Raw genomic sequence first — 19810 nt, forward strand, 5'->3', positions numbered from 1 at the left:
TATCGCGCTCGGGCTGACGCCGCAATCGCCGGGGCAGTTTATTTACGGAAAGGTTGCACGCACATGGCTGCCAAGGCGCTGTCCTTCGATGTCGGCGATTATGTCGTTTACCCCAAGCACGGCGTTGGCCGTGTAATCGAGCTTCAGAAACAGGAAATCGCGGGGATGCAGCTCGAGCTGTACGTCCTCCGCTTCGAAAAAGAGAAAATGACCCTGCGCGTTCCGACCAACAAGGCGGAAAGCGTCGGCATGCGCAAACTCTCCAGCGACAAGACGCTTCGCGAAGCGCTCGAGACGCTCAAGGGCAAGCCGCGCGTCAAGCGCACCATGTGGTCGCGCCGTGCGCAGGAATATGAGGCCAAGATCAATTCGGGCGACCTCGTGTCGATCGCCGAAGTGGTCCGCGACCTGTTCCGCGCCGAGGACCAGCCCGAACAGAGCTATTCCGAGCGCCAGATCTTCGAAGCCGCGGCATCGCGCCTGGCACGCGAACTCGCCGCGATGGAGCAGATCGACGAGCCCGCCGCTTTGGTGAAGATCGTCGAGATCCTCAAGGTCGCAGCCGCGGTCTGGAACAAGGACAAGGTTCCCGCCTGATCGGCGTGGAGTTCGACCCAGAGAAAGGGGCGGCGGGGGCAACTCGCCGCCCCTTTTCTTTGCGGTATGCCTGGCGGGATCGGCCGGTTGTTTCGGTGGAAAGCGGAGACGGGTTGCCGTAGCTTTCCGATGTGAATGCAAAAGCCCTATTCAGGCGCGCGGCCGCTTATGCGATTCCCGCGCTCGCCGCCATTTGGGTATTTTGGACCATGCTGGATACCAAGCACATCCAGGGATGGCACGATTCTAATGACGCGCTTCAGAAAGCGTCCATGCCCTTCTTCCCTTATGCGACATGGGAATTCGCGTTTGCGATAGCCTGCGTGTTTGCCAGCTTCGTCCTGGTCGGATTGCGGCGTCCGGGGCTTGGAGCTGTGCTGGCCTTTGCAACATTGGCTTTCGTCGAAATCATGTGGATCGGCCGGACTCGATAGTCCGGTCTTTCCCTCCGCATCAAAGCGGTGTATTGTGCATGCAACACACATAAGGGAGGACGGAATGCGCTACCTCATGATCGCTCTACTGCCGCTGGCCGCAGGCGCCTGCCAATCCAAATGGGAGAAGGAAGGCGCGAGCGTTCCCGCCAGCGGTCCGGGCGCGACGCGGACCTATGCCGCGAGCGGCTTCACTGGAGTCGATCTGCGCGGCTCGGACGATGTCGACGTCAAGATGGGCAATGCCTTTACGGTGACTGCCGAGGGCGATCCCAAGGTGCTCGACCAGCTCGACATCCAAGTGGTCAACGGCGTGCTGCGCGTCGGGCGCAAGGATCGCAAGGATGGGTGGTTCGGCCATGAAGATCGCGGCGCGCGCATCCATGTCGTGATGCCCAAGCTCGCTTCGGCCAGCGTCGGCGGCTCGGGCAACCTCTCCGTCGAGCGTGCCGAGGGCAACGTTTCGGCGGCAGTATCGGGTTCGGGCAATCTCACGATCGCCGATCTGCGCGGTGGCACTTCGTCGCTCTCCGTCGCGGGATCCGGTGATATCGAAGTTTCGGGCGCAACCGAGAAGCTGGCCGCATCGATCGCCGGATCGGGCGACATCGAATTCGACGCGCCTGACCGCCAACAGCGCCGAAGTCTCGATCGCCGGATCGGGGGACATGAAGGGCGTGGTCAAGGGCGGTGCGGCGGTGTCGATCGTCGGCTCGGGCGATGTCGAGCTGACCGGCGGCGCCAAATGCGCAATCAACACCGTCGGCTCGGGCGAAGCTCGCTGCTCTTGATCCCAGGCTGATTGCAATGCGAGGGTCGGCCATGCGCATGCTCGCCCTCGCTTTGCTTTTTCTGCTGACCAGCGCGGCCGCGCCCGATGTCGAGCGGCGCTATATGGTCACCGGCTTCGATCGGGTTCGCGTTAACGGGCCGTTTCAGGTCGAGATCGTGACGGGCACCAATGGCGCCTCCGCCAAGGGCGCACCCGATGCGCTCGATCGGTTGTCAGTCCGCGTCACCGGCAACACGCTCGTCATCAGTTCGGGCGCGGTCGGGTGGGAGCGCCGCACCCGCGACGCGCCCGAGGCGACGCGGATACGCGTGACCGCGCCTTCGCTCCGCGGGCTTTCCGCCAATGGGGGCGCGCAGGTGCGCGTGGCCGAGATGCGCGCGGCGCGGGTGGATCTGGGGCTCGAGGGAACTGGATCGATCGATGCGGCGGGCATACGTGCGGACGAGGTATTCGCGGTGCATAACGGCATGGGCGTGCTCAAGCTTGCGGGAAACGCAGTGACGACGCGGGTTCGCGGCGGCGTTTCGGGCACGATCGACGCCTCGGCCTTCACTGCCAATGACGCGACCTTGCTTTGGGAAAGCAGCGCGCTGCTGACGATCGGCGTGCGCTATACGGCGCAGGTAACTGGAAATGGGACGGGTCCGGTGATCATCCTCGGCAAGCCATTCTGCACGATCCGCGGGACGGCGGCGGTGACTTGCGAGGGAACCGTCCAGCGGCGTTAGGCGGCGATCGGGAAGCGCAGCAGCTTGGTCTCGAGCGCGACCAGCGCCTGCGCGCCTGCGCCGACGGCGCGGATGATCTCGGGATGGTGCGCGTCGAGCCCGCCGGTGAGCGAGCCGAAGGCGGGGAGGATCAGCTTGGTCTCGGTCGCGACGAAGCAGCGCCGCGCGACCTGCCGCCCGCGCAGCCGCAGCCGCAATTTGGGATGGAAATGCCCCGAAAGCTCGGGCCGCGTCTCGGCCGGCTCGGCTTCGTGGCGCAGCACCAGCCCATCGACCAGCGCCTCTTCCTCGATCGTGCCGCCGCAATGATCGACGAGCAGGCTGTCGTGATTGCCGGTGATCCAGCGCCAATCTAGCTGGGCCGTCAGCGCCGTGAGCATCGCGCGTGCCTGTTCGGGGAGCCGCTCGCACCCGGCGGAATCGTGGAAGCTGTCGCCCAGGCACCAGAGCTCGCGGGCCTCGGTGCGGTCCACCAGCGCGGTCACGTCGCTCAGCGTCGCGATCGAATCATAGGGCGGCAGCATCTGGCCGCGCACGGCGAACCAGCTTGCTTTCTCGAAGTGCAAGTCCGCCACCAACAATGCCCGGCGCGCAGGCCAGTACAGCGCGCCCTCGGCTAAAGCCTTGAATTCATGGCCTGCGAACGAAAGGGGAACCATAAGGCCGCTATCGTTTGCATGTCGGCTCACGTCAACAGCGCTGGATCGGAACTTTGCGTCCGTTGAAATTGATTATGCCATGGTCCTGATCGATCCTGGCAACGGCGTAGGTGCGCGTTTCGGGCTTTACGAGCTTTTGCGGCGCATCGCTTTCCATCGTGAAGCGCTCAGTGATTGCCTCGCGCACCGAATCGCCGGACACCGTCCAGGTCCCCGAATCCTCGCCATATTGCAGCCTGCCATCGGCGCCGTAATGCGCGATGAAGTCGCTCGAGCAACTGGCCTCTGCCGACCAGCTCCCGACCAGCCAGGTCGCCAGTGGCGAGGCGGCAATTGCCGCCGATGTCGCGACGGGCGACGGGGATGGCTCCGCTAAGTTCGTGGCAACATTTTCGATCTGATTTACCACTGGCGCGGGCGCAGGTTTGCAAGCCGCCGTGAGCAAAGCTGCGCCGATCACAAAAATGGAAAGCCCCCGCTTCATCAGCGAACCCTAACCGATTTCACGGCCCTGCTCCAGCGCTCAGGCTTTCGCCATTGCCCCAATCTCGGCCAGAATGCGCACCCAGGAGCGGATACCCTTGTGGAAGCTCTTGAGGTCGTATTTCTCGTTAGGCGAATGGATATTGTCGTCGGTCAGCGCGAAGCCGACCATCACCGTGTCCATCCCCAGGATCTTGGAGATCGAGGTCACCACCGGGATGCCCCCGCCGCAGCCGATCAGCGCCGACTTGCCCCATTCGGCGTCCAGGGCAATGCGCGTTGCCGATAGCGGCGCACTGTCACTGGCCACGCTTACTGCAGGGCTGCCGGGGCCGCGGCCGACGAACTCCGCCGCGCAATCCGCGGGCAGGCGCGCGCGGACATGCTCTTCGAATGCCGCCCAGATCCTTTCCGGATCCTGGGTGCCGACCAGTCGGAAGCTGATCTTGGCGTGCGCCTCAGCGGGGATCACGGTCTTGAAACCCTCACCGGTATAGCCGCCCCAGATGCCGTTGATCTCGGCGGTCGGTCGCGCCCAGGCCTGTTCGAGTACGTCATAGCCCGCCTCGCCCGCGGGCACGCTGAGCCCGACTTCGCCGAGAAATTCAGCGTCGCTAAAGCCTAGCGCATCCCAACTCTTGCGCACATCCGCGCTGACCTCCGGAACGCCGTCATAGAAACCGGCAAGCGTCACACGCCCATCCGCGTCCTTGAGATCGGCGAGGATCTTGCTGAGCAACTGGATCGGATTGCGCGCCGGACCACCATAAAGCCCCGAATGCAGATCCCGACTTGGGCCACGTACGGTGACCTGCCCGCCGGCCATGCCACGCAGGCCAATAGTGAGCCCCGGAGTCTCGGTGTCCCACATCAGCGTGTCGCAGATCAAAGCGAAATCGGCCTTCAGCTCCTCGGCATTTTCATGGAGGAAGGGCTCGAGGCTGGTCGAGCCGGATTCCTCTTCGCCTTCGAACAGGATCGTCACCTTGCACGGTAGTCGCCCGGCGGTCTCTTTCCACGCTCGGCATGCCTCGACGAAGGTGCGCAACTGCCCCTTGTCGTCCGAGGCTCCGCGTCCGACAATCTGGCGGGCGCCGTCGGCCCGCGTCTCGATCACCGGATCGAACGGATCACGCGTCCACAGCTCGAGCGGATCGACGGGCTGAACGTCGTAATGGCCGTAAAACAGCACATGCGGTCCCTCACCATCATGATGCGCGACGACCATCGGATGGCCCGGCGTCTGCGCGACTCGCGCCTCGAAGCCGAGTTCGGTCAGCTCATCTGCCAGCACCTTGGCGGCGCGCTGGCACTCTTCGGCATAGGCCGGGTCGGTCGAGATCGAAGGCACGCGCATCAGCGCAAACAGCCGGTCGAGGCTCTGATCGATATGGCGCTCGGCATAATCCAGCGCAGTCGCGGAGTCGGTCATTGGGCGGAGCTAGGCCTCGCTGCCCTGCGGAGCAAGGTGCGGGGTGGAACCCCGGGTCGCCTTCGCCCATTTCTACTGCGAAGTGAACGGGATAGCATGATGGCGAACGGCTGGGCGCAGGACGGCGCAGTGCAGGATCAGATCGACGACACGGTGGCCGATGCCGTAATGGCGGCGCGCGCCCGGATGCCATCCGGCGAGGCTGCGCTGCACTGCGCCGAGTGCGGCGAGGATATTCCGGAGCCGCGGCGCAAGGCGCTTCCTGGCGTGCGTACCTGCATCGCCTGCCAATCGGCGCGTGACGCCAATCAGCGCCAGGCCGGCATCAACCGGCGCGGGAGTAAGGACAGTCAGCTGCGCTGAGCGGCCGGGTTCGGACCTGCCGGCGATTCAGGGTTTGCGCTGGTAGACCCGGACATGCTCGATCTCGAAGCGTATCGGGAAAATCGCGTCGTCGACTTCCCCGCCCATCGCCCCGCCGATCGCCAGATTGAGCAGCAGATATTGCGGCTTGTCGAACGGCCATTGGGCGCTGCCGGAGCCTTCATTGGCGTATCGGTGATAGGGCTTGCCGTCCACGGCGAGGCTGAGCGCCTCGGGCGTCCAATGCAGTTGGTAGTCGTGGAAGGCACCGCAGGCATCGGCCACGCGGGTCTGGCTGCCTTTGCCATAGGTCCCCGCGGTCGAGCGGGTGTGGATCGTACCGAACACATCGCCCGGGGTCTTGCCGACATGCTCCATGATGTCGATCTCGCCGCCATCGGGCCATTTGGTGGTGGCGCCGAGCATCCAGATGGCGGGCCATGATCCCTGGCCGCAAGGCAGCTTCGCGCGGACTTCGAAAAAGCCATAGGCCCATTCGGCCTTGCTTTTGGTGATCAGCCGCGCCGAGCTGTAACGCTGGCCGCCATGATCGGGGCGATCGGACAGCGTCTCCCTGCGCGCCTCGATGATTAGCCGCCCGCCTTCGATGCGAGCATTCTCCGGCCGGGGCGCCGAATAATATTGGAGTTCCTTATTGTACCAGCCGATCTTGTTGGCGTGTGTATCGTGGCTCCATTTGGCGGCGTCGGGCAGGCCGTCGCTTTCAAACTCGTCGGCCCAGACGAGCGCATAGCCTTGGGGCTGGGCGGCGGCCGGGACCGCCACAGCGAGCGCCGCCGCCGCTATCCAGCGCATCAGCGGACCGTGACGGTGCGGCTCGCGCGCTTGCCATCGGCCGAGCGCGTCCGGACATGGACCGGACCCTTCACCGCCACCGGCCCGGCATAGGCCTTCCATGCGCCGCTGGTGCGATATTCTATGCGCGTGCCGGGATATTCGGCATTGGCTTCGAGCTTGCCGCCGATGATGCGGGCGCCGGGTGCCGTAACGCGATAGGCGATTTTGAGCCGATCGAGCAGCGCCAGTTGCACCGGCATGCGCCCGGTGAACCGGCGCCAATCGGCGAGGATCGCGGCGCGATCGACGCGCGGATCGGCGGGCGCATAGCTCGATCCGGCGACATAGGCCGGCTCCCAGGCGGGGCGATGCCAGGCCCGCTCGGCAAAGGCGATCAGGCGCGGGAAGAGCTGGTAATCGACGCCCGCATCGGTGCGCGTCGTCTCGCTCCACAATTGCGCCTGCAGCCCGGCAATGCCGCGTCCGGCGTCCCGCGGGGTCTTGTCCTCGATCGTCCGCGGCCTTGCGTAGGTGTCTCGGATCATCACGGCGTTGGCGGCGAGATTGTCGGTCATGAAGCCGAATATCTGGAGCGTATCGACGCTGCGCGAAGCCCAGTCATAGCCGCCCTCCAGCGGATGCGAGACATAGGGCATGTCGAGATAGCCAATATCGGGGATCGACAGCACGACGTCCCAGCCATGATTGGCCTGGACATGCGCTTCGGTGACGCCGCCGGTGAACAAAGTGCCCCAGATGTTGGTCTGCACGGCCTTGGGCATGTTCACCGGATTGGTGTGCCCCATTCCGTCGCTCCAGCCGCCGACCTTGAGACCCTTTTTGGCGAGATCGCTCGACACGCGCTCGATGAAATAAGCCGAAAGGTGCTTCGCGTCGCGCCCGGTGGAGGCCATTAGCGGCTTGCATGCCGGCGATTGCGACCACGCGCCGGCAGTCTCGTCGGCGCCGATATGGAAGGTCTTGAGCGGTGCGCCGGCCAAAGCGTGCATCGCAGCGATCTCGCCGACCGCGGTGTCGAGGAAGCGATAGGTCTGGTCGATGCAGACGTTGAGCGTGTTGTCGTTGTAGTTCTGGATGCTGCGATACTGCGTTGTGTCGCCCGGCTCGACGAGGCGATAGGCCTCCGCCTCGGCCTGCTTCCCCGCTGCGGACAGCCGGTGATAGCGCACTTCCATCGATCGGATCGCAGCGCGCGAATGGCCGGGCATGTCGAGCGAGGGGATCACTTCGATCTGCCGCGCCATGGCGGCGCGGACGAGTTCGACATAATCGGTCTGGCTGAGATAGCCGTTGACCGGGCCAATGCCTTCGGGACCGGCGCCAAGCTGGGGCTGGAGGCAGGTTTTCTCCTCCGGATCGTGGCAGCGCTTCGAGCCGACTTCGGTCAGCTCGGGAAGCGCCTTGATCTCGAGGCGCCAGCCTTCATCCTCGGCCAAATGGAGGTGCAGCTTGTTGAACTTGTATGCCGCCATCGCCTCGATCAGCTTGAGCAGCTCCGCCTTGCTGTGGAAGTTGCGTGCGAGGTCGATGTGGAGACCGCGAAAACCGTAGCGCGGCGCGTCCTTGATCGCGAGCGGCCGGAGCAACCCCTTGTCGAACGCCACCTGCTGCGCGAGCGAGCGCAGTGCATTGCTCGCGCCGGCGGCGTCGGCGGCGACGATCACTACGCCGCCCGTGCCGCTGTTCAGCGTATAGCCCTCTGCGGCCAGCCCGGCGTTCGCATCGACACGGATGTCGAGCGGTACCTTGCCGCCGAGCGGCAGGCCCAGCGCCGCGATGGCCGGGGCAAGCTGCTCGCGCGTGATCCCTTCGAGCATGAGCGCCACGCCGCGGCGCAAATCGAGCGGCTGGCCGGCTAATATGCGGGCATCGAGCGGCGTCGGCAGGATTGCGATGTCGGGAGTTGTTGCAGCGCCGCGTTCCGCAAATGCGTCGAACGCGCGCTCGGGCGTCTGCCAGACAGTCTTGTCCTCGCCGCCGCGCGAAGCGAGCTTGGCTTCGTCGGTCATCGGCGCGACGAACGGGAGGGTTTCAAGTCCGGTCTCGCGATCGATTAGCGGACGTGTCGCCTCGATCACGCGGGCCGTGACGCCCTTGGCGGTCAGATAGATATTGGGAAAGGCATAGGCGACCGAATGCTGCGCACCGACGCCGTATAGCTTGACCTCGTAGCTCTTGCCGGGCTGGAGCGTCGTGCCGGGCTTGAGAGTCAGCCGCTGGAGATCGCCGTTGACCAATTCGTGGCGGAAGACATCGCTTTCCACCACCGGCAGACGGTTCACGAAGCTGAAGTAGATCGCAAAGTCCGCAGCGCCGATCCCGGCCGGCAATCGCGCGGGCATGGTGAAGGTGAGCGTACTGAAGAAGCAGCCGTCGGCGCCCGCAGGGCATGTGGCAGGATGATTGTCGACGACTTGAAAGCGCACCCCCATCTGCCGGGCGAGCGCGTCATAATCGGCTTGGGCCGAAACCTGTGTGCGGGGTGCGGGAGCCGCTGCCGTTAGCGCCGCAGGAATCACCGCCGCAGCGACGAGAAGCGCGATGCACCTGCTTCCTGTAAGCGGCATTTGCACGTCTCCCTTGTGTGATTTGGCCTTTAGTTGATACATTGTTGTCATGACAAATACAGCGGGTCAAGCAACGCCGCTCGCCCTGAAGCCGGGGACACACAGGAGAAATATCAAATGCTGCACCGGATTTTGCGCGAGATTGGTATTCTGGTGGTATTATCGCTATGGGCCGCCCTTCCGGCCCGTGCGGCCGACCTCCCGGTGATGGTCGGGTATTTCCCCGCCTTCAAGGGGCTGAGCCGGGTCGCGACGACGCCGATCGCGCATTATACGCATATCAACATCGCCTTCGCCAATCCGGATGCCGACGGCGCGCTGGTCCGGGATGGGGTAATGACCTGCATGTCCGGCGGCGCGAGCGGCAACGTTACCCTGACCGAATTGCGTGAAGCGGCGACGCGGCTGCGCGCGCAGGGTGCTAAGGTGCTGCTTTCGACTGCGGGCGGCGTGATCCCGAAATGCTCGGGCGATTGGGCCGAGCTGCTGGCGTCGGACAAGCGCGAGGCGCTGAAGCGCGAGCTTCTCTCGATCGTCGATGCCGCCGGGCTCGATGGCATCGACATCGATATCGAGGGCGCGTTGCTGACGGCGATCGACCGCGCAGACAATTACACGCCGTTCATCGCGGAATTGTCCGCAGGGCTGAAGGCCAAGGGCAAGCTGCTGACCGTCGCTACCGCATCCTACGAAGGCGGGATGATCCCCATATCGTCGATCCGCTATTTCGACCTGATCATGCCGATGTCCTACGACGCGATCGGCCCGAGCTGGGGCCAGGCTGGCAGCGAGCATTCGACCGAGGAGCAGGCCCAGCGCGACATCGTATTGTGGCTGGCCCGGGGCGTCCGCCCCGAGCGGCTCGCTTTGGGGCTCCCTTATTACGGCTATGGCTTCGGCAAGTACGCGCCGGGCAGCGATTTCCGCTCGCTACTCGCGGCGCATGGCAAGAGCGTGCTGGAGAGCGACCTGATCGGCAAGGCCTGCGCCGGCTGCGATTACATCACCTTCAATTCGCCACGCACGCTGCGCCGCAAGGCCGCGATGGCCAAGGCACAGGCCGGCGGAATAATGGTCTGGGAGATCAGCCAGGATACCGACGACCAGCTGCTCGCGCGGACGATCGCGGAGGCATTGTCGGCAACGCCGAATTGACTAGCGCGCGCAGGTGGCACACGATTGGGCAGAAGGGGAAATATCGACGTGTCACTGATCGAGAGCGTTGGGCGTCTGCAGAAAGACGACCCCACGCCCCTTTATCTCCAGCTCCAGCGCGGCCTGCGCAACGCGATCGAGAATCTCGTGGTGCAGGCGGACGCCGCGATCCCGACCGAGCGCGAGCTGGCGGAAGAGTTCGACATTTCGCGGATCACGGTGCGCAAGGCAGTCGATGGGCTGGTGAGCGATGGCCTGTTGTCGCGCCGCCGGGGCGCAGGCACGTTCGTCGTGGCGCCGCGGATCGAAAAGAACTTCTCGCGCCTGACGTCCTTTTCGGAAGACATGGTCTCGCGCGGGCGGCGGCCGCACAGCGCCTGGGTGAGCAAGAGCGAAGGCGCCGTCACGCCCGAGGAAGCGATGTCGCTGGGCGTGTCGCCGGGCACTTCGGTGTACCGCTTCCACCGCATCCGCTTCGCCGACGATCTGCCGATGGCGCTCGAATTCTCGACGGTCCCGGGATATTGCCTCGCCTCGGTCGAGGCAGTGGGCGCGTCGCTATACGAGGCGCTCGATCATTCCGGGCATCTGCCGGTGCGCGCATTGCAGCGCTTGCGCGCAGTCAACTTCACTGCCGAGCAGGCGGAGCCGCTGGGAGTGGCGGTCGGCGATGCAGGGCTGTTCATCGAACGGCGCGGCTTCCTGGTCGACGGGCGCACCGCCGAATTCACCCAGAGCTATTATCGCGGCGACACCTACGATCTCGTGGCGGAGCTCAACAGCCGCTAGACTGCGTGGTGTGCGAGAAAGGCTTCGTGCGGCGGCAGATCGGCCAATCCTTCAGCAACGCGCTGGCGCAGCACGGCAAGGCGGCGTGCCAGTTCGTCGGTCGGCAAGGTATCGGTCAGCGGGTGATAGTCGCCCGGCCGTAGCCCCTGCCCCCACAGGATCGCGAACCAATTGGTGGGGCCGAAAAATTCGGTCGGCTCGTGGAGGATATTGCCGCTGGTCCGGAATGCGTCGAGGCGCGCCATCAGGCTGTCGGGCAATTGCGTCGCGCGCACATCGCGCCAGAAGGGCGTGTCGATGCCCGAGGACGTCGCATAATGCGCGAGCACGAAATCGCGCAGCAATTCATATTCGTGCGCGCTGTCGGCGTTGTACTTGTCGACCACCGCAGGATCGATGCGGTTCCGGGGATACAGGCCGAGCAGGCGGATGATGCCAGTCTGAATCATGTGGATCGAAGTCGATTCCAGCGGCTCGAGAAACCCACTCGCCAGCCCCAGTGCAACGACATTGCCGTTCCAGCATTTGCGGCGGCGACCGGTCGTGAAGCGCAGCTGGTTGGGCTCGCCGAGCGGCTCGCCGTCGAGCCGCGAAGCCAGCAGTTCCAGTGCGCGATCGTCATCGAGATGGCGGCTGGAATAGACATAGCCGTTGCCGGTGCGGTGCTGGAGCGGGATGCGCCACTGCCAGCCGGCCTCGCGCGCGGTCGAGCGCGTGACGGGAGTGACCGGGCCGTCGAGGCGCGCGCAGGGCATGGCGACGGCGCGGTCGCAGGGCAGCCAATGCGACCAGTCGACATAGCCGGTCTTGAGTGCTCCTTCGATCAGCAGCCCGCGAAAGCCCGAACAGTCGATGAAGAAATCGCCATGGATGTGCTCGCCCGAAACTAGCTGCAGGCTGGAGACATGGCCGGTCTCGCCATCCAGGGCGACGTCGACGATCTGGCCCTCGACCCGCACGACGCCGCGCTTCTCGGATTCGGCGCGAAGGAAACCGGCATAGAGCCCGGCGTCGAAATGAAAGGCATGGTTGACCGGCCCGTGCCGCATCCCGCGTGCGAAACGGCCGGCCCGCGCCGCCTGTGCTTCGAGATTATACTGCCAGGGATCGGCATCGCCGCCTTCCGCCACATGGCGCAGCCAGTGATGGTGGAAACCGACTCCGCTCATGTCGACGCCGAAATAGCCGAACGGGTGGAGATAGCTTCGCCCGGCGCCCGACCAGTCGACGAATTCGATGCCAAGCTTGATCGTAGCCCGAGTGGCGCGGAGAAAGGCGTCCTCGTCGATCTGGAGAAGCTTGTTGAACTCGCGGATCGACGGGACCGTCGCTTCACCGACGCCAACGATGCCGATCGCGTCGGATTCGATCAGCGTGATGCGGTGACTGGCGCCGAATGTCTTGCTGAGCGCGGCCGCGCACATCCAGCCGGCCGTGCCGCCGCCGACGATGACAGTGTGGCGGATGCTCATTTCGTCATCACCTTGGCAAGGGCTGTTTCATGCGTTTCCATCGCTGTAACGTCGGCGCGGATCGCGGCCAGCTGGCCGCGGAAATCGGTCATGACTTGCTGCTCGTCGACGCGATCGACTTGCGGATCCCAGGCGCGCGGCGATAGGCCGAGGCCGAGGAAGCAGGCCTGCCATTCGTCCTCGACAAAGCTGTCCTGATTATATTGCGCGATCATGCCGCGCGCGCCGAACAGACCGATCCGCGCATCGAGCGCGGGGGAGACCGGCCGCTCGCGCGCCGCGTCCCAGAAAGGCTCTCCCCGGCGGCCGTTGAGCGCATAAGGCGCGGCGTCGAAATCGCGCAGCCGATCCTGCCAGGCCGCGAGTTCCTCATTGTAGATACCGGCCTCGGGCATCGTATCGGCGCGGATCGGAAACAGCGAGACGATGTGGGTGATCTCAATCTGCAGCCGGTGCAATTCGGTTCCCGAGATCGGCTCGCTCGCGCCTGCCGCTTCACCGATCGCCACGACATTGCCGATCCAGGGCTTCCGGCGGAACGGCGCGAGCGGAAGGATTTCGGGCGTGCCAGCAAATGGCATGGGCGCCAGTGCTGCAGCTTGCGCATCAGTCATCAGCGCCGAATCATAGGCGATGGCGACGCCGGTGCGACCCTGCAGCGGATAGAGCATGGTCCATCCTGCCCGATGCGCGGAGACGCGGCTGTAGAGCGGGAGGGGGCCGAGCGGCGCGCTCGATCCAAGCAGGATGCGGTTGCAGCTCGACACCGCGCTGTCGGCGGGTTCGTCGCCGCCCAGGGCGGAGAGGATCGTGGCGCCGGCGGTCGCATCGATGAACAGGTCCGCCTCGATTTCGCGGCCGTCGGAGAGCCGCAGTCCGCCCACCGCGCCGTCGCCGGCAAGCGCAGTTGGCGCCGCATCTGGCGTGATCGTGATCCCCTGCCCCAGCGCATGGCTGCGCAACGCCGCGGCATGACGGCGTGCGTCGAAATGATAGCCGTGGGTCGCCGCCGCTCCGCCCGCCGCGTCTGCAACACGGATCCGGCCATTGCGCGCCGCCACCGCCTCGCGGGCGAAATCGGTAAGGCCTGCAGGCAGACCCGCGGCGCGCGCCTTGAGCCAGAATTGCATGAAAGGCAGGCCTGCGATCGGCTTGCCGATCGGGCCGTAACTATGGAGATATTCGTGCTCTCCACCGGAGAAGCCGACATATTGCCGGCCCAGCGCATAGCTGCCGTGGGTAGCGCGCAGCAGCGCAGCGGTGTCGAGACCGAGCAGCCGGTGGAACGCCTGGAGATTGGGCAGACCCGCTAGCACGCGATACGGGGAAACCTCGCCCGGGGTTTCGATCCAGTCGATTTGAAGATCGGCGCGGCCGAACGCGCGCCGCAAGGCGATCGCCGCCATTGCCGGTGCGTTGCCATGCCCTACGACCGTCACACGGCGCGGCTTCATGCCAGGGCTCCGGCGTCGCAATAGCGCAGCACCGCATCGGAATGGGAGGGCATGGTGCCCGCCGCCTCTCGGATCAGCGCGCGAAGCTTGGCCAGCCGCTCGGTCAGCGCGGCCTCGGGCATCAGGTCCGCCATCGCGTCATGCCCGACGGGTTCCACGCCCTGGCCGATGAACACCGATTGCCAGCTCGGCGGCCCGAACAGGCCGTCGCGATATTCGCGAATATGGCCGCGGTGACGGAAGCGCTCGATCTTGTCGGACAGGCTGTCCGGGATCGCCATCGCGCGGCAATAGCGCCAGATCTCTGCATCGTCGCGGGTGGTGGCGCGGTAGTGGAGGATCAGGAAGTCGCGGATGCGATCATATTCCACATCCATCACGCGATTATATTCGCGCTCCAGCGCCGGATCTATCTTGGCCCGCTCGGGCATCAGCGTGAGCAGGAAGGCAATCGACATCTGAACCAGATAGATGCTCGTCGATTCGAGCGGCTCGAGAAAGCCGCTCGCCAGCCCCATCGCAATGACGTTGCGGTTCCAGGCCTTGCGGCGCTTGCACGCCTTGAAGCGCAGGCCGCGCGGGTCGGCGCGCGGCGAGCCGTCCAGCCGCGACAGCAGCAGCGAGGCGGCCTCGTCGTCGGACAGGAAGTGGCTGGCATAGACATAGCCGTTGCCGGTGCGATGCTGGAGTGGAATGCGCCATTGCCAGCCCGCCTCGCGCGCAGTGGAGCGGGTATAGGGCACGAAGTCGGCGGACCGGTCGCAAGGCACTGCCATCGCGCGATCGCAGGGCAGCCAATGCGACCAGTCCTCGATCCCGGTCTCCAGCGTCTGCTCGATCAGCAGCCCGCGAAAGCCCGAGCAATCGATGAACAGGTCACCCTCGATCAGTTCCCCTGATGCCAATGTGACACCGGAGATGTCGCCGCTTTCGGGATGCCGGACGACCGTTTCGATGCGGCCCTCGATGCGCTCCAGCCCGCGCGCTTCAGCCCAGTCGCGCAGATAGCGAGCGTAAAGCGAGGCATCGAGATGATAGGCGTAAGAGAAGGACGCCTTGACGTCCTCGGGGTCCCCGGCGGGGAAATCGAAGCGCTGGGCGTTGCCCGCGGCGATCGCCATGCAATAGTCCGATAGCGATCCGGCGGTTTCGCGCGCGCGCAGCCAGTAGTGGAAGAAATCCGCTTCGCCGATCGGCCGGCCGAACTGGCCGAAGGGGTGCACATAGCGCGCGCCGATATGTCCCCAATCGACGAACTCGATTCCCAGCTTGAAGGTCGCCTGGGTGGCAGTCATGAACTCGGCTTCGTCCACGCCGAGAAGGTCGTTGAAGTCCTTCATCTGCGGCAGCGTGGCTTCGCCGACGCCGACCGTGCCGATCTCGTCGGATTCGATCAGGCGGACCTGATAGCGCTGGAGATCGAGCCTGGCGGCGCATGCCGCGGCGCACATCCACCCCGCGGTGCCGCCGCCGACGATCACGATCCGGAAACGCGCGCCCATTTCACTTCCCTAACAAAAACGTCGCCGGAAGCCAGCCTGAGCCAGCTTCCGGCGAAGGGGAGGCTACATGGTAAGGCGGATACCTGCCTGGATGCGCCGGTCGTTCTTGAACCAGGCATTGGGCTTGAGCAGGCCGCTATTGTCGACCTGCTGCTTGAGCACGGTATCGGTGCCGAGAAGGTTGCTGCCCTGGATGATGAATTCCGCTTGGCGCATGAAGCGGATGCGGAGCGACGCGTCGAGATAGCCCGTTGCATCCTGCCAGATCGGGAAGCCGACGCAGCAATCGATCGCCGTCACCAGATATTCCGAACGCCAGTTATACGCGACGCGCGCCGAGATCGGGCCCTTTTCGTACATGCCGACCAGATTGAACGCGTGCGTCGAGATGCCCTCGAGCGCCTTGGCCTTCACAGCCGTGGCATCGTAGCTGACGCCGCCGCCGGCAGTACCGCCACCCGTCTCGTTGGTTAGGTTGATCGTCTCGATGCCGTTATTGTCGACATAGGTGTAGTTTGCCTGGACGCCGAAGCCACTCAGGAGACCTGGCAGGAAATCGAAGAAGGTCTGGAAGGCGACTTCCACGCCCTTGATCGACGCACCATCGCCATTTTGCGGCCCGTTCACGAGAACGTTGCGCGACACGCCATTGTTGGTGACGTTGAGGTTGTACGTGCCCGACTGGATGTAATTGTTGAACTTCTTGAGGAAGCCGGTCGCAGTGAACGAGCTGGCGCGGCCGAAATAATATTCGAGCGTCACGTCGAACTGATCGGCTTCGATCGGCTTGAGGTACGGATTGCCCGCCTGGCCGCGATAGCGCCAGTTATAGCCGGTGATCGTCGTCCCGTCGGGTCCGAAGATGATGTTCGGATCGGACCGGTCGGCAAGGCTCGGCGACGTGCGCGTGATGGTCGTGAAGTTGCGCAGCAAGCCGACGTCAGGCCGCGAGATCGCCCGCGAATAAGCGAAGCGCGACACCAATTTGTCGGTGAAATCGAGCTTCAGATTGAAGCTGGGCAGGAAGTGGACATGGTCCTGCCGCGCCGTATTCGCGACCGAGGCGCCGTTGTTGAACGCCAGCTCCGCCGCGGTCACGACACAACCCGAGGTCGGGACCAGAGGCAAGGTCGGCGTCAGCGGCGTCGGGTCGAGCGGATTGGGATTATAGCTGCAGGTAAGCTGAGTCGGCGTAAACGCCGTCGGCAGGGTGAGAGCGCCCTGCGTCTTGTTGACGGTGAAGATCAGGCGGCCGCCGATATTGCCAGAGATGCCGATGCCGCCGATCTTGGCGTCCGCGCCACCAAATTTGAGCTTGGCATAGGCCGCAGTCGTCGTCTCGCTGAGCTTGAGGATCTCACTGGGCAGATAGCAGCCATATTCGCCGTTGACCGATTCCCCGGTGCGATAGCCCTGGCCCGAGCAGACCGGATAATATTCGCCCACCCCGATCGACGGACGACCAAGCGCCTTCGCCAGATCCTCGCGGTTCTGAAGCTTGTCCATCGTGAAGAACCGGAATTCGTTATGGTTCATCTGGTTGCCGGCGAAGAAGTCCGACCCGAAGTTGAAGCTTTCGTTCGAGCCAGATCCGTAGATCGGCTTGTCGATGTTGAAATAAGGCGCCTGGGTGTAGGTCCAGTTGTTCGAGATGTTCGCCCAGTTATAGGCGCCCCAGCGCACCGTCTGGTCGCGATCGGCATAGCGCGCGCCGATCTTGAGCGAGTTCAGCCACGGCGTATCGATCTCGTATTCGACATCGGCGCGCAGCGCGATCTCGTTGCCGTTGCTGTCTTCGGTATGATCGGTGATCGCGTAATAATGATAGTTGTTGGCGTTGGTGAGCCCGCCCGGCGACAGGCCGATATTATCGGCGACGGTCGGCGTGAATTCGAGGCGCGGATATTTGCCGGTCAGATCGACAAAGGTGTTCGCATAGCTCCGCGACAGCACCGACGCGTTATAATTGTGCACCTGTGAATCGACATATTGGCCGTCGAAATTGAGGTGGACGCGATCGCTCGGCGACCATTTAAAGTTAAAGGTGAAGTCCTGCGTATATTGCTTGTTGCGCAGCGAGTTCGACGAGGTGTCGACCTGCGGCGCGCGGCGCGAATTAGTGCAGCCTTCCCACGCATAGCAGCGCGGATAGAATGCGCCGCCCGCGGCGTTCATGCCCAAGCCGTTCTCGGCCCCGCCTTCGCCCACATAAGGCTGCGGCGAAGACCACCAGCCCGAGGTGAAATTGCCCTCATTGTCGAACGTGAAGGCCGGCTTGCCCTGCAGCGGCTGGATCAAGCTCGGATCGGTGTACACATAATCGGTCGGCTTGCCGTACAGCTCGAGCAGGTGCCCTGCCGACGAATAGACCGAGTGCTCGCGCCAGCTATTGTCATATTGCGAGCGGGTATATTGCGCCGTCGCTTCCATCGAGCCGTCGGTCGAGCGCCACTGCAGCGCGCCGGCAAGGCCGATGCGTTTACGATCATATAGATTGTCGCGCATGTAGATGCCGTTGGGGATATAGGTCTTGTTGGGGCCGAAAGCGCCCGCAGCATAGATCGCCATGCGATCGAATTGCACGCCCTGGCTGCCAGTCTCGACCTTGCTATAGGCGCCGTTGAGCATGATCCCGAAAGTGCCGGCGCCGGTTTCGAACAGCTTGGTGATCACGCCCGACACTTCGGGAGTGACGCGCTTCGAGATGTCGCCGTAATTGCCCATCACGCCGAGCGAGATGACGTCCTTGTTCGAATCGAACGGCAGGCGCGTGCGCAGATTGATCGTGCCGGCGATGCCGCCTTCGACCATGTCCGCAGTCTGGTTCTTGTAGGTGTCGACGCCCGAAAGCAGCTCGGGCGAGATGTCCTGCCAGCTGAGGCCGCGCGAGCTGTTTGCCGAGAAGGTGTCGCGGCCGTTGAATTCGGAGCGAACCTGGGGAAGGCCGCGAACGATGACGCCCGAGGGCTCTGCCGAGAAGTGCGACGTATCGTCGGTGCCGGCGAAGCGGACGACGGTAACGCCGGGAACGCGCTGGAGCGCCTCGGCGACCGACTTGTCCGGGAACGAGCCGATGTCGTCAGCAGTAATCGAATCGACCACCGTATCGGCATCGCGCTTGCGGTTCTGCGCCGAATCGAGATTGGCGCGCTGGCCGGTGACGACGACTTCGTCTTCCTCGGCTTTTGCGGGAACATCCTGCGCCCAGGCCGGCCCGGTCGCGCCCGCGCTGAGGGCTGCAAAACATACGGTTGCGAGCAACTTCCTGCTCAAGCTGGACGGATTCTGACCAACGCGCATATGCAATTTCCCCCTGTATCGACAGCCGTTCCCGCTGCGTCGCTAATACCAATTCTGATGTTGGTGCAATACCAATAGACTACAAATCGGTTACAGTGTCCATATGAAATGCGATACAAGGTGTCGTAATCGGAGAGGGAGGGGCTGATGTCCGACAATGCGAAGACCCGGCTGGTATCGCTGGACGTGCTACGCGGGCTGACCGTGGTGGGGATGATCCTGGTCAATTCGATGGCCGGGATGAAGTATGGCGCCGAGGCCGAAGTTTACCCGCTGCTGCTGCATGCGAACTGGAATGGCCTGACGATCGCCGACCTGGTGTTTCCCGGCTTCCTGACCATGGTGGGCGTGGCGATCCCCCTGGCGTTTGCCAACGGACGGGATGGCGGACAGACAGGCGCAATCCTGGCGCGGACGGCGCGGCTGTTCCTGGCCGGCTTCCTTCTCTCCAACCTCTATTGGTTCGCCGATATGTCGAGCGGCGATTGGCGATTGTTCGGCGTGCTCCAGCGGATCGGGCTGGTCTATGGCGCTTGTGCGCTGCTGTTCCTCGCCTGCGGGCCGCGTGTTCGCCTGGCGATCATCGCCGCGATCCTCCTGCTCTATTGGCCGCTGACGCTAGCCCCGGCACTGGATGGGCTGCCCAACGACATCTGGGCGCGGGGGCATAACTTCGTCGCCTCGGTCGATCGCGTACTGTTGGGTGCGGGCAATCACATCTATGTGACGGGTCCCGAGGGCTATGACCCCGAAGGCCTGCTCGGCACCCTCCCCGCCATTGCGCACGGGCTGATCGGCGTGGCGATCGGCGAATATCTGCTCAGGCGGCCATCGGGTTCGGCTCGGATGCTGGCGCTGGCCGGCGCAGTCATGCTTGGCGCGGGAATCGCCTGGGGGTTCGTCTTCCCGGTAATCAAGGATATCTGGTCGAGCAGCTTCGTGCTGGTCACGTGCGGGATCCTCACATTGGCGCTGGCGGGGCTCCACGCCTGGCTCGATGGCCCGCGCGCTCACAGCGCCGCGACTCGCGCCTTTACCTTGTTCGGCACCGCCTTCGGGATAAACGCCATCGCCGCCTATGTTGCGCACCAGCTCTCCGCTTCCTGGCCGACGTGGCAGATCATGCTGGTGCCGTACCAGTGGCTGCGAGGCCTGATCGGCGATCCGCTCGCCGCGTTCGTGCCCGTGCTGCTTTATATCGCGCTGCTCTGGCTGTTCGTGGAGTATCTCCGGCGCAAGCGGTGGATCGTCAGGATTTGAGGA

Annotated in this window: 17 protein-coding genes; 8 read left to right on the forward strand and 9 right to left on the reverse strand. The window is 64.2% G+C overall.

Going from position 1 to position 19810, the window contains the following annotated elements; translation table 11 throughout:
* Positions 1-63 precede the first annotated feature (63 nt).
* The 4 genes from ACZZZM_RS02005 (at position 64) to ACZZZM_RS02020 (ending at position 2552) form a co-directional block, all read left to right on the forward strand.
* The gene (locus ACZZZM_RS02005; RefSeq protein WP_294091557.1) at positions 64-597 is read left to right on the forward strand and encodes a CarD family transcriptional regulator; all 534 of its coding nucleotides are present in this window, start codon (positions 64-66) and stop codon (positions 595-597) included.
* 131 nt (positions 598-728) lie between these two features.
* On the forward strand, positions 729-1031 hold the full coding sequence (locus ACZZZM_RS02010) for a hypothetical protein (protein WP_463593439.1): 303 nt from the start codon (positions 729-731) through the stop codon (positions 1029-1031).
* A gap of 64 nt (positions 1032-1095) precedes the next feature.
* Positions 1096-1833, forward strand: a complete 738-nt coding sequence (locus tag ACZZZM_RS02015; protein ID WP_463593440.1) for a GIN domain-containing protein — start codon at positions 1096-1098, stop codon at positions 1831-1833.
* 20 nt (positions 1834-1853) lie between these two features.
* Positions 1854-2552, forward strand: a complete 699-nt coding sequence (locus tag ACZZZM_RS02020) for a GIN domain-containing protein (protein ID WP_463593441.1) — start codon at positions 1854-1856, stop codon at positions 2550-2552.
* On the opposite strand, the gene pdeM is transcribed toward ACZZZM_RS02020, so the two are convergent.
* From pdeM to ACZZZM_RS02035, 3 genes are all read right to left on the reverse strand, one after another.
* Positions 2549-3211, reverse strand: a complete 663-nt coding sequence (gene pdeM, locus ACZZZM_RS02025) for a ligase-associated DNA damage response endonuclease PdeM (protein ID WP_463593442.1) — start codon at positions 3209-3211, stop codon at positions 2549-2551. The two genes, ACZZZM_RS02020 and pdeM, sit on opposite strands and share 4 nt — an antisense overlap.
* Positions 3212-3242: 31 nt before the next feature.
* Positions 3243-3620, reverse strand: a complete 378-nt coding sequence (locus ACZZZM_RS02030; RefSeq protein WP_463593443.1) for a hypothetical protein — start codon at positions 3618-3620, stop codon at positions 3243-3245.
* Positions 3621-3734: 114 nt separating this feature from the next.
* Positions 3735-5126 (reverse strand): M20/M25/M40 family metallo-hydrolase, encoded by a 1392-nt coding sequence (locus ACZZZM_RS02035; protein ID WP_463593444.1) that lies wholly within the window; start codon positions 5124-5126, stop codon positions 3735-3737.
* 99 nt (positions 5127-5225) lie between these two features.
* On the opposite strand from ACZZZM_RS02035, the gene ACZZZM_RS02040 reads away from it, so the two are divergent.
* Entirely contained in the window at positions 5226-5489 is a 264-nt protein-coding gene (locus ACZZZM_RS02040; protein ID WP_463593445.1) for a TraR/DksA family transcriptional regulator, read from the forward strand.
* Positions 5490-5516: 27 nt separating this feature from the next.
* Here ACZZZM_RS02040 and ACZZZM_RS02045 read toward each other — a convergent pair whose 3' ends face one another.
* Both ACZZZM_RS02045 and ACZZZM_RS02050 read right to left on the reverse strand, forming a co-directional pair.
* Positions 5517-6305 (reverse strand): glycoside hydrolase family 16 protein, encoded by a 789-nt coding sequence (locus ACZZZM_RS02045; protein WP_463593446.1) that lies wholly within the window; start codon positions 6303-6305, stop codon positions 5517-5519.
* Positions 6305-8875 (reverse strand): family 20 glycosylhydrolase, encoded by a 2571-nt coding sequence (locus ACZZZM_RS02050; RefSeq protein WP_463593447.1) that lies wholly within the window; start codon positions 8873-8875, stop codon positions 6305-6307. Before ACZZZM_RS02050 ends, ACZZZM_RS02045 begins: the two co-directional genes overlap by 1 nt.
* A 117-nt stretch (positions 8876-8992) precedes the next feature.
* On the opposite strand from ACZZZM_RS02050, the gene ACZZZM_RS02055 reads away from it, so the two are divergent.
* Both ACZZZM_RS02055 and ACZZZM_RS02060 read left to right on the forward strand, forming a co-directional pair.
* Complete coding sequence (locus ACZZZM_RS02055) at positions 8993-10030, forward strand: glycosyl hydrolase family 18 protein (protein ID WP_463593448.1); 1038 nt, start codon at positions 8993-8995, stop codon at positions 10028-10030.
* A 48-nt stretch (positions 10031-10078) separates the two neighbouring features.
* Positions 10079-10819, forward strand: a complete 741-nt coding sequence (locus ACZZZM_RS02060; protein WP_463593450.1) for a GntR family transcriptional regulator — start codon at positions 10079-10081, stop codon at positions 10817-10819.
* Here ACZZZM_RS02060 and ACZZZM_RS02065 read toward each other — a convergent pair.
* From ACZZZM_RS02065 to ACZZZM_RS02080, 4 genes are all read right to left on the reverse strand, one after another.
* Positions 10816-12291, reverse strand: coding sequence for a tryptophan halogenase family protein (locus tag ACZZZM_RS02065; protein WP_463593451.1), 1476 nt, complete (start codon positions 12289-12291; stop codon positions 10816-10818). The two genes, ACZZZM_RS02060 and ACZZZM_RS02065, sit on opposite strands and share 4 nt — an antisense overlap.
* Positions 12288-13745 (reverse strand): tryptophan 7-halogenase, encoded by a 1458-nt coding sequence (locus ACZZZM_RS02070; RefSeq protein WP_463593452.1) that lies wholly within the window; start codon positions 13743-13745, stop codon positions 12288-12290. Before ACZZZM_RS02070 ends, ACZZZM_RS02065 begins: the two co-directional genes overlap by 4 nt.
* The gene (locus ACZZZM_RS02075) at positions 13742-15247 is read right to left on the reverse strand and encodes a tryptophan halogenase family protein (RefSeq protein ID WP_463593453.1); all 1506 of its coding nucleotides are present in this window, start codon (positions 15245-15247) and stop codon (positions 13742-13744) included. Before ACZZZM_RS02075 ends, ACZZZM_RS02070 begins: the two co-directional genes overlap by 4 nt.
* 63 nt (positions 15248-15310) lie before the next feature.
* Positions 15311-18520, reverse strand: coding sequence for a TonB-dependent receptor (locus ACZZZM_RS02080; RefSeq protein WP_463593454.1), 3210 nt, complete (start codon positions 18518-18520; stop codon positions 15311-15313).
* A gap of 174 nt (positions 18521-18694) precedes the next feature.
* Here ACZZZM_RS02080 and ACZZZM_RS02085 point away from each other — a divergent pair, with 174 nt between their 5' ends.
* The gene (locus ACZZZM_RS02085; protein ID WP_463593455.1) at positions 18695-19807 is read left to right on the forward strand and encodes an acyltransferase family protein; all 1113 of its coding nucleotides are present in this window, start codon (positions 18695-18697) and stop codon (positions 19805-19807) included.
* Positions 19808-19810: the final 3 nt, after the last annotated feature.

Source organism: Sphingomonas sp. AC522, from assembly GCF_979258125.1.

Excerpts from the sequence above, each read along its gene's own strand:
- ACZZZM_RS02005 (WP_294091557.1), top strand. The coding sequence starts at position 64 with ATGGCTGCCAAGGCGCTGTCCTTCGATGTCGGCGATTATGTCGTTTAC.
- ACZZZM_RS02015 (WP_463593440.1), top strand. The coding sequence starts at position 1,096 with ATGCGCTACCTCATGATCGCTCTACTGCCGCTGGCCGCAGGCGCCTGC.
- ACZZZM_RS02020 (WP_463593441.1), top strand. The coding sequence starts at position 1,854 with ATGCGCATGCTCGCCCTCGCTTTGCTTTTTCTGCTGACCAGCGCGGCC.
- pdeM (WP_463593442.1), bottom strand. The coding sequence starts at position 3,211 with ATGGTTCCCCTTTCGTTCGCAGGCCATGAATTCAAGGCTTTAGCCGAG.
- ACZZZM_RS02035 (WP_463593444.1), bottom strand. The coding sequence starts at position 5,126 with ATGACCGACTCCGCGACTGCGCTGGATTATGCCGAGCGCCATATCGAT.
- ACZZZM_RS02040 (WP_463593445.1), top strand. The coding sequence starts at position 5,226 with ATGGCGAACGGCTGGGCGCAGGACGGCGCAGTGCAGGATCAGATCGAC.
- ACZZZM_RS02045 (WP_463593446.1), bottom strand. The coding sequence starts at position 6,305 with ATGCGCTGGATAGCGGCGGCGGCGCTCGCTGTGGCGGTCCCGGCCGCC.
- ACZZZM_RS02050 (WP_463593447.1), bottom strand. The coding sequence starts at position 8,875 with ATGCCGCTTACAGGAAGCAGGTGCATCGCGCTTCTCGTCGCTGCGGCG.
- ACZZZM_RS02055 (WP_463593448.1), top strand. The coding sequence starts at position 8,993 with ATGCTGCACCGGATTTTGCGCGAGATTGGTATTCTGGTGGTATTATCG.
- ACZZZM_RS02065 (WP_463593451.1), bottom strand. The coding sequence starts at position 12,291 with ATGAGCATCCGCCACACTGTCATCGTCGGCGGCGGCACGGCCGGCTGG.
- ACZZZM_RS02070 (WP_463593452.1), bottom strand. The coding sequence starts at position 13,745 with ATGAAGCCGCGCCGTGTGACGGTCGTAGGGCATGGCAACGCACCGGCA.
- ACZZZM_RS02075 (WP_463593453.1), bottom strand. The coding sequence starts at position 15,247 with ATGGGCGCGCGTTTCCGGATCGTGATCGTCGGCGGCGGCACCGCGGGG.
- ACZZZM_RS02085 (WP_463593455.1), top strand. The coding sequence starts at position 18,695 with ATGTCCGACAATGCGAAGACCCGGCTGGTATCGCTGGACGTGCTACGC.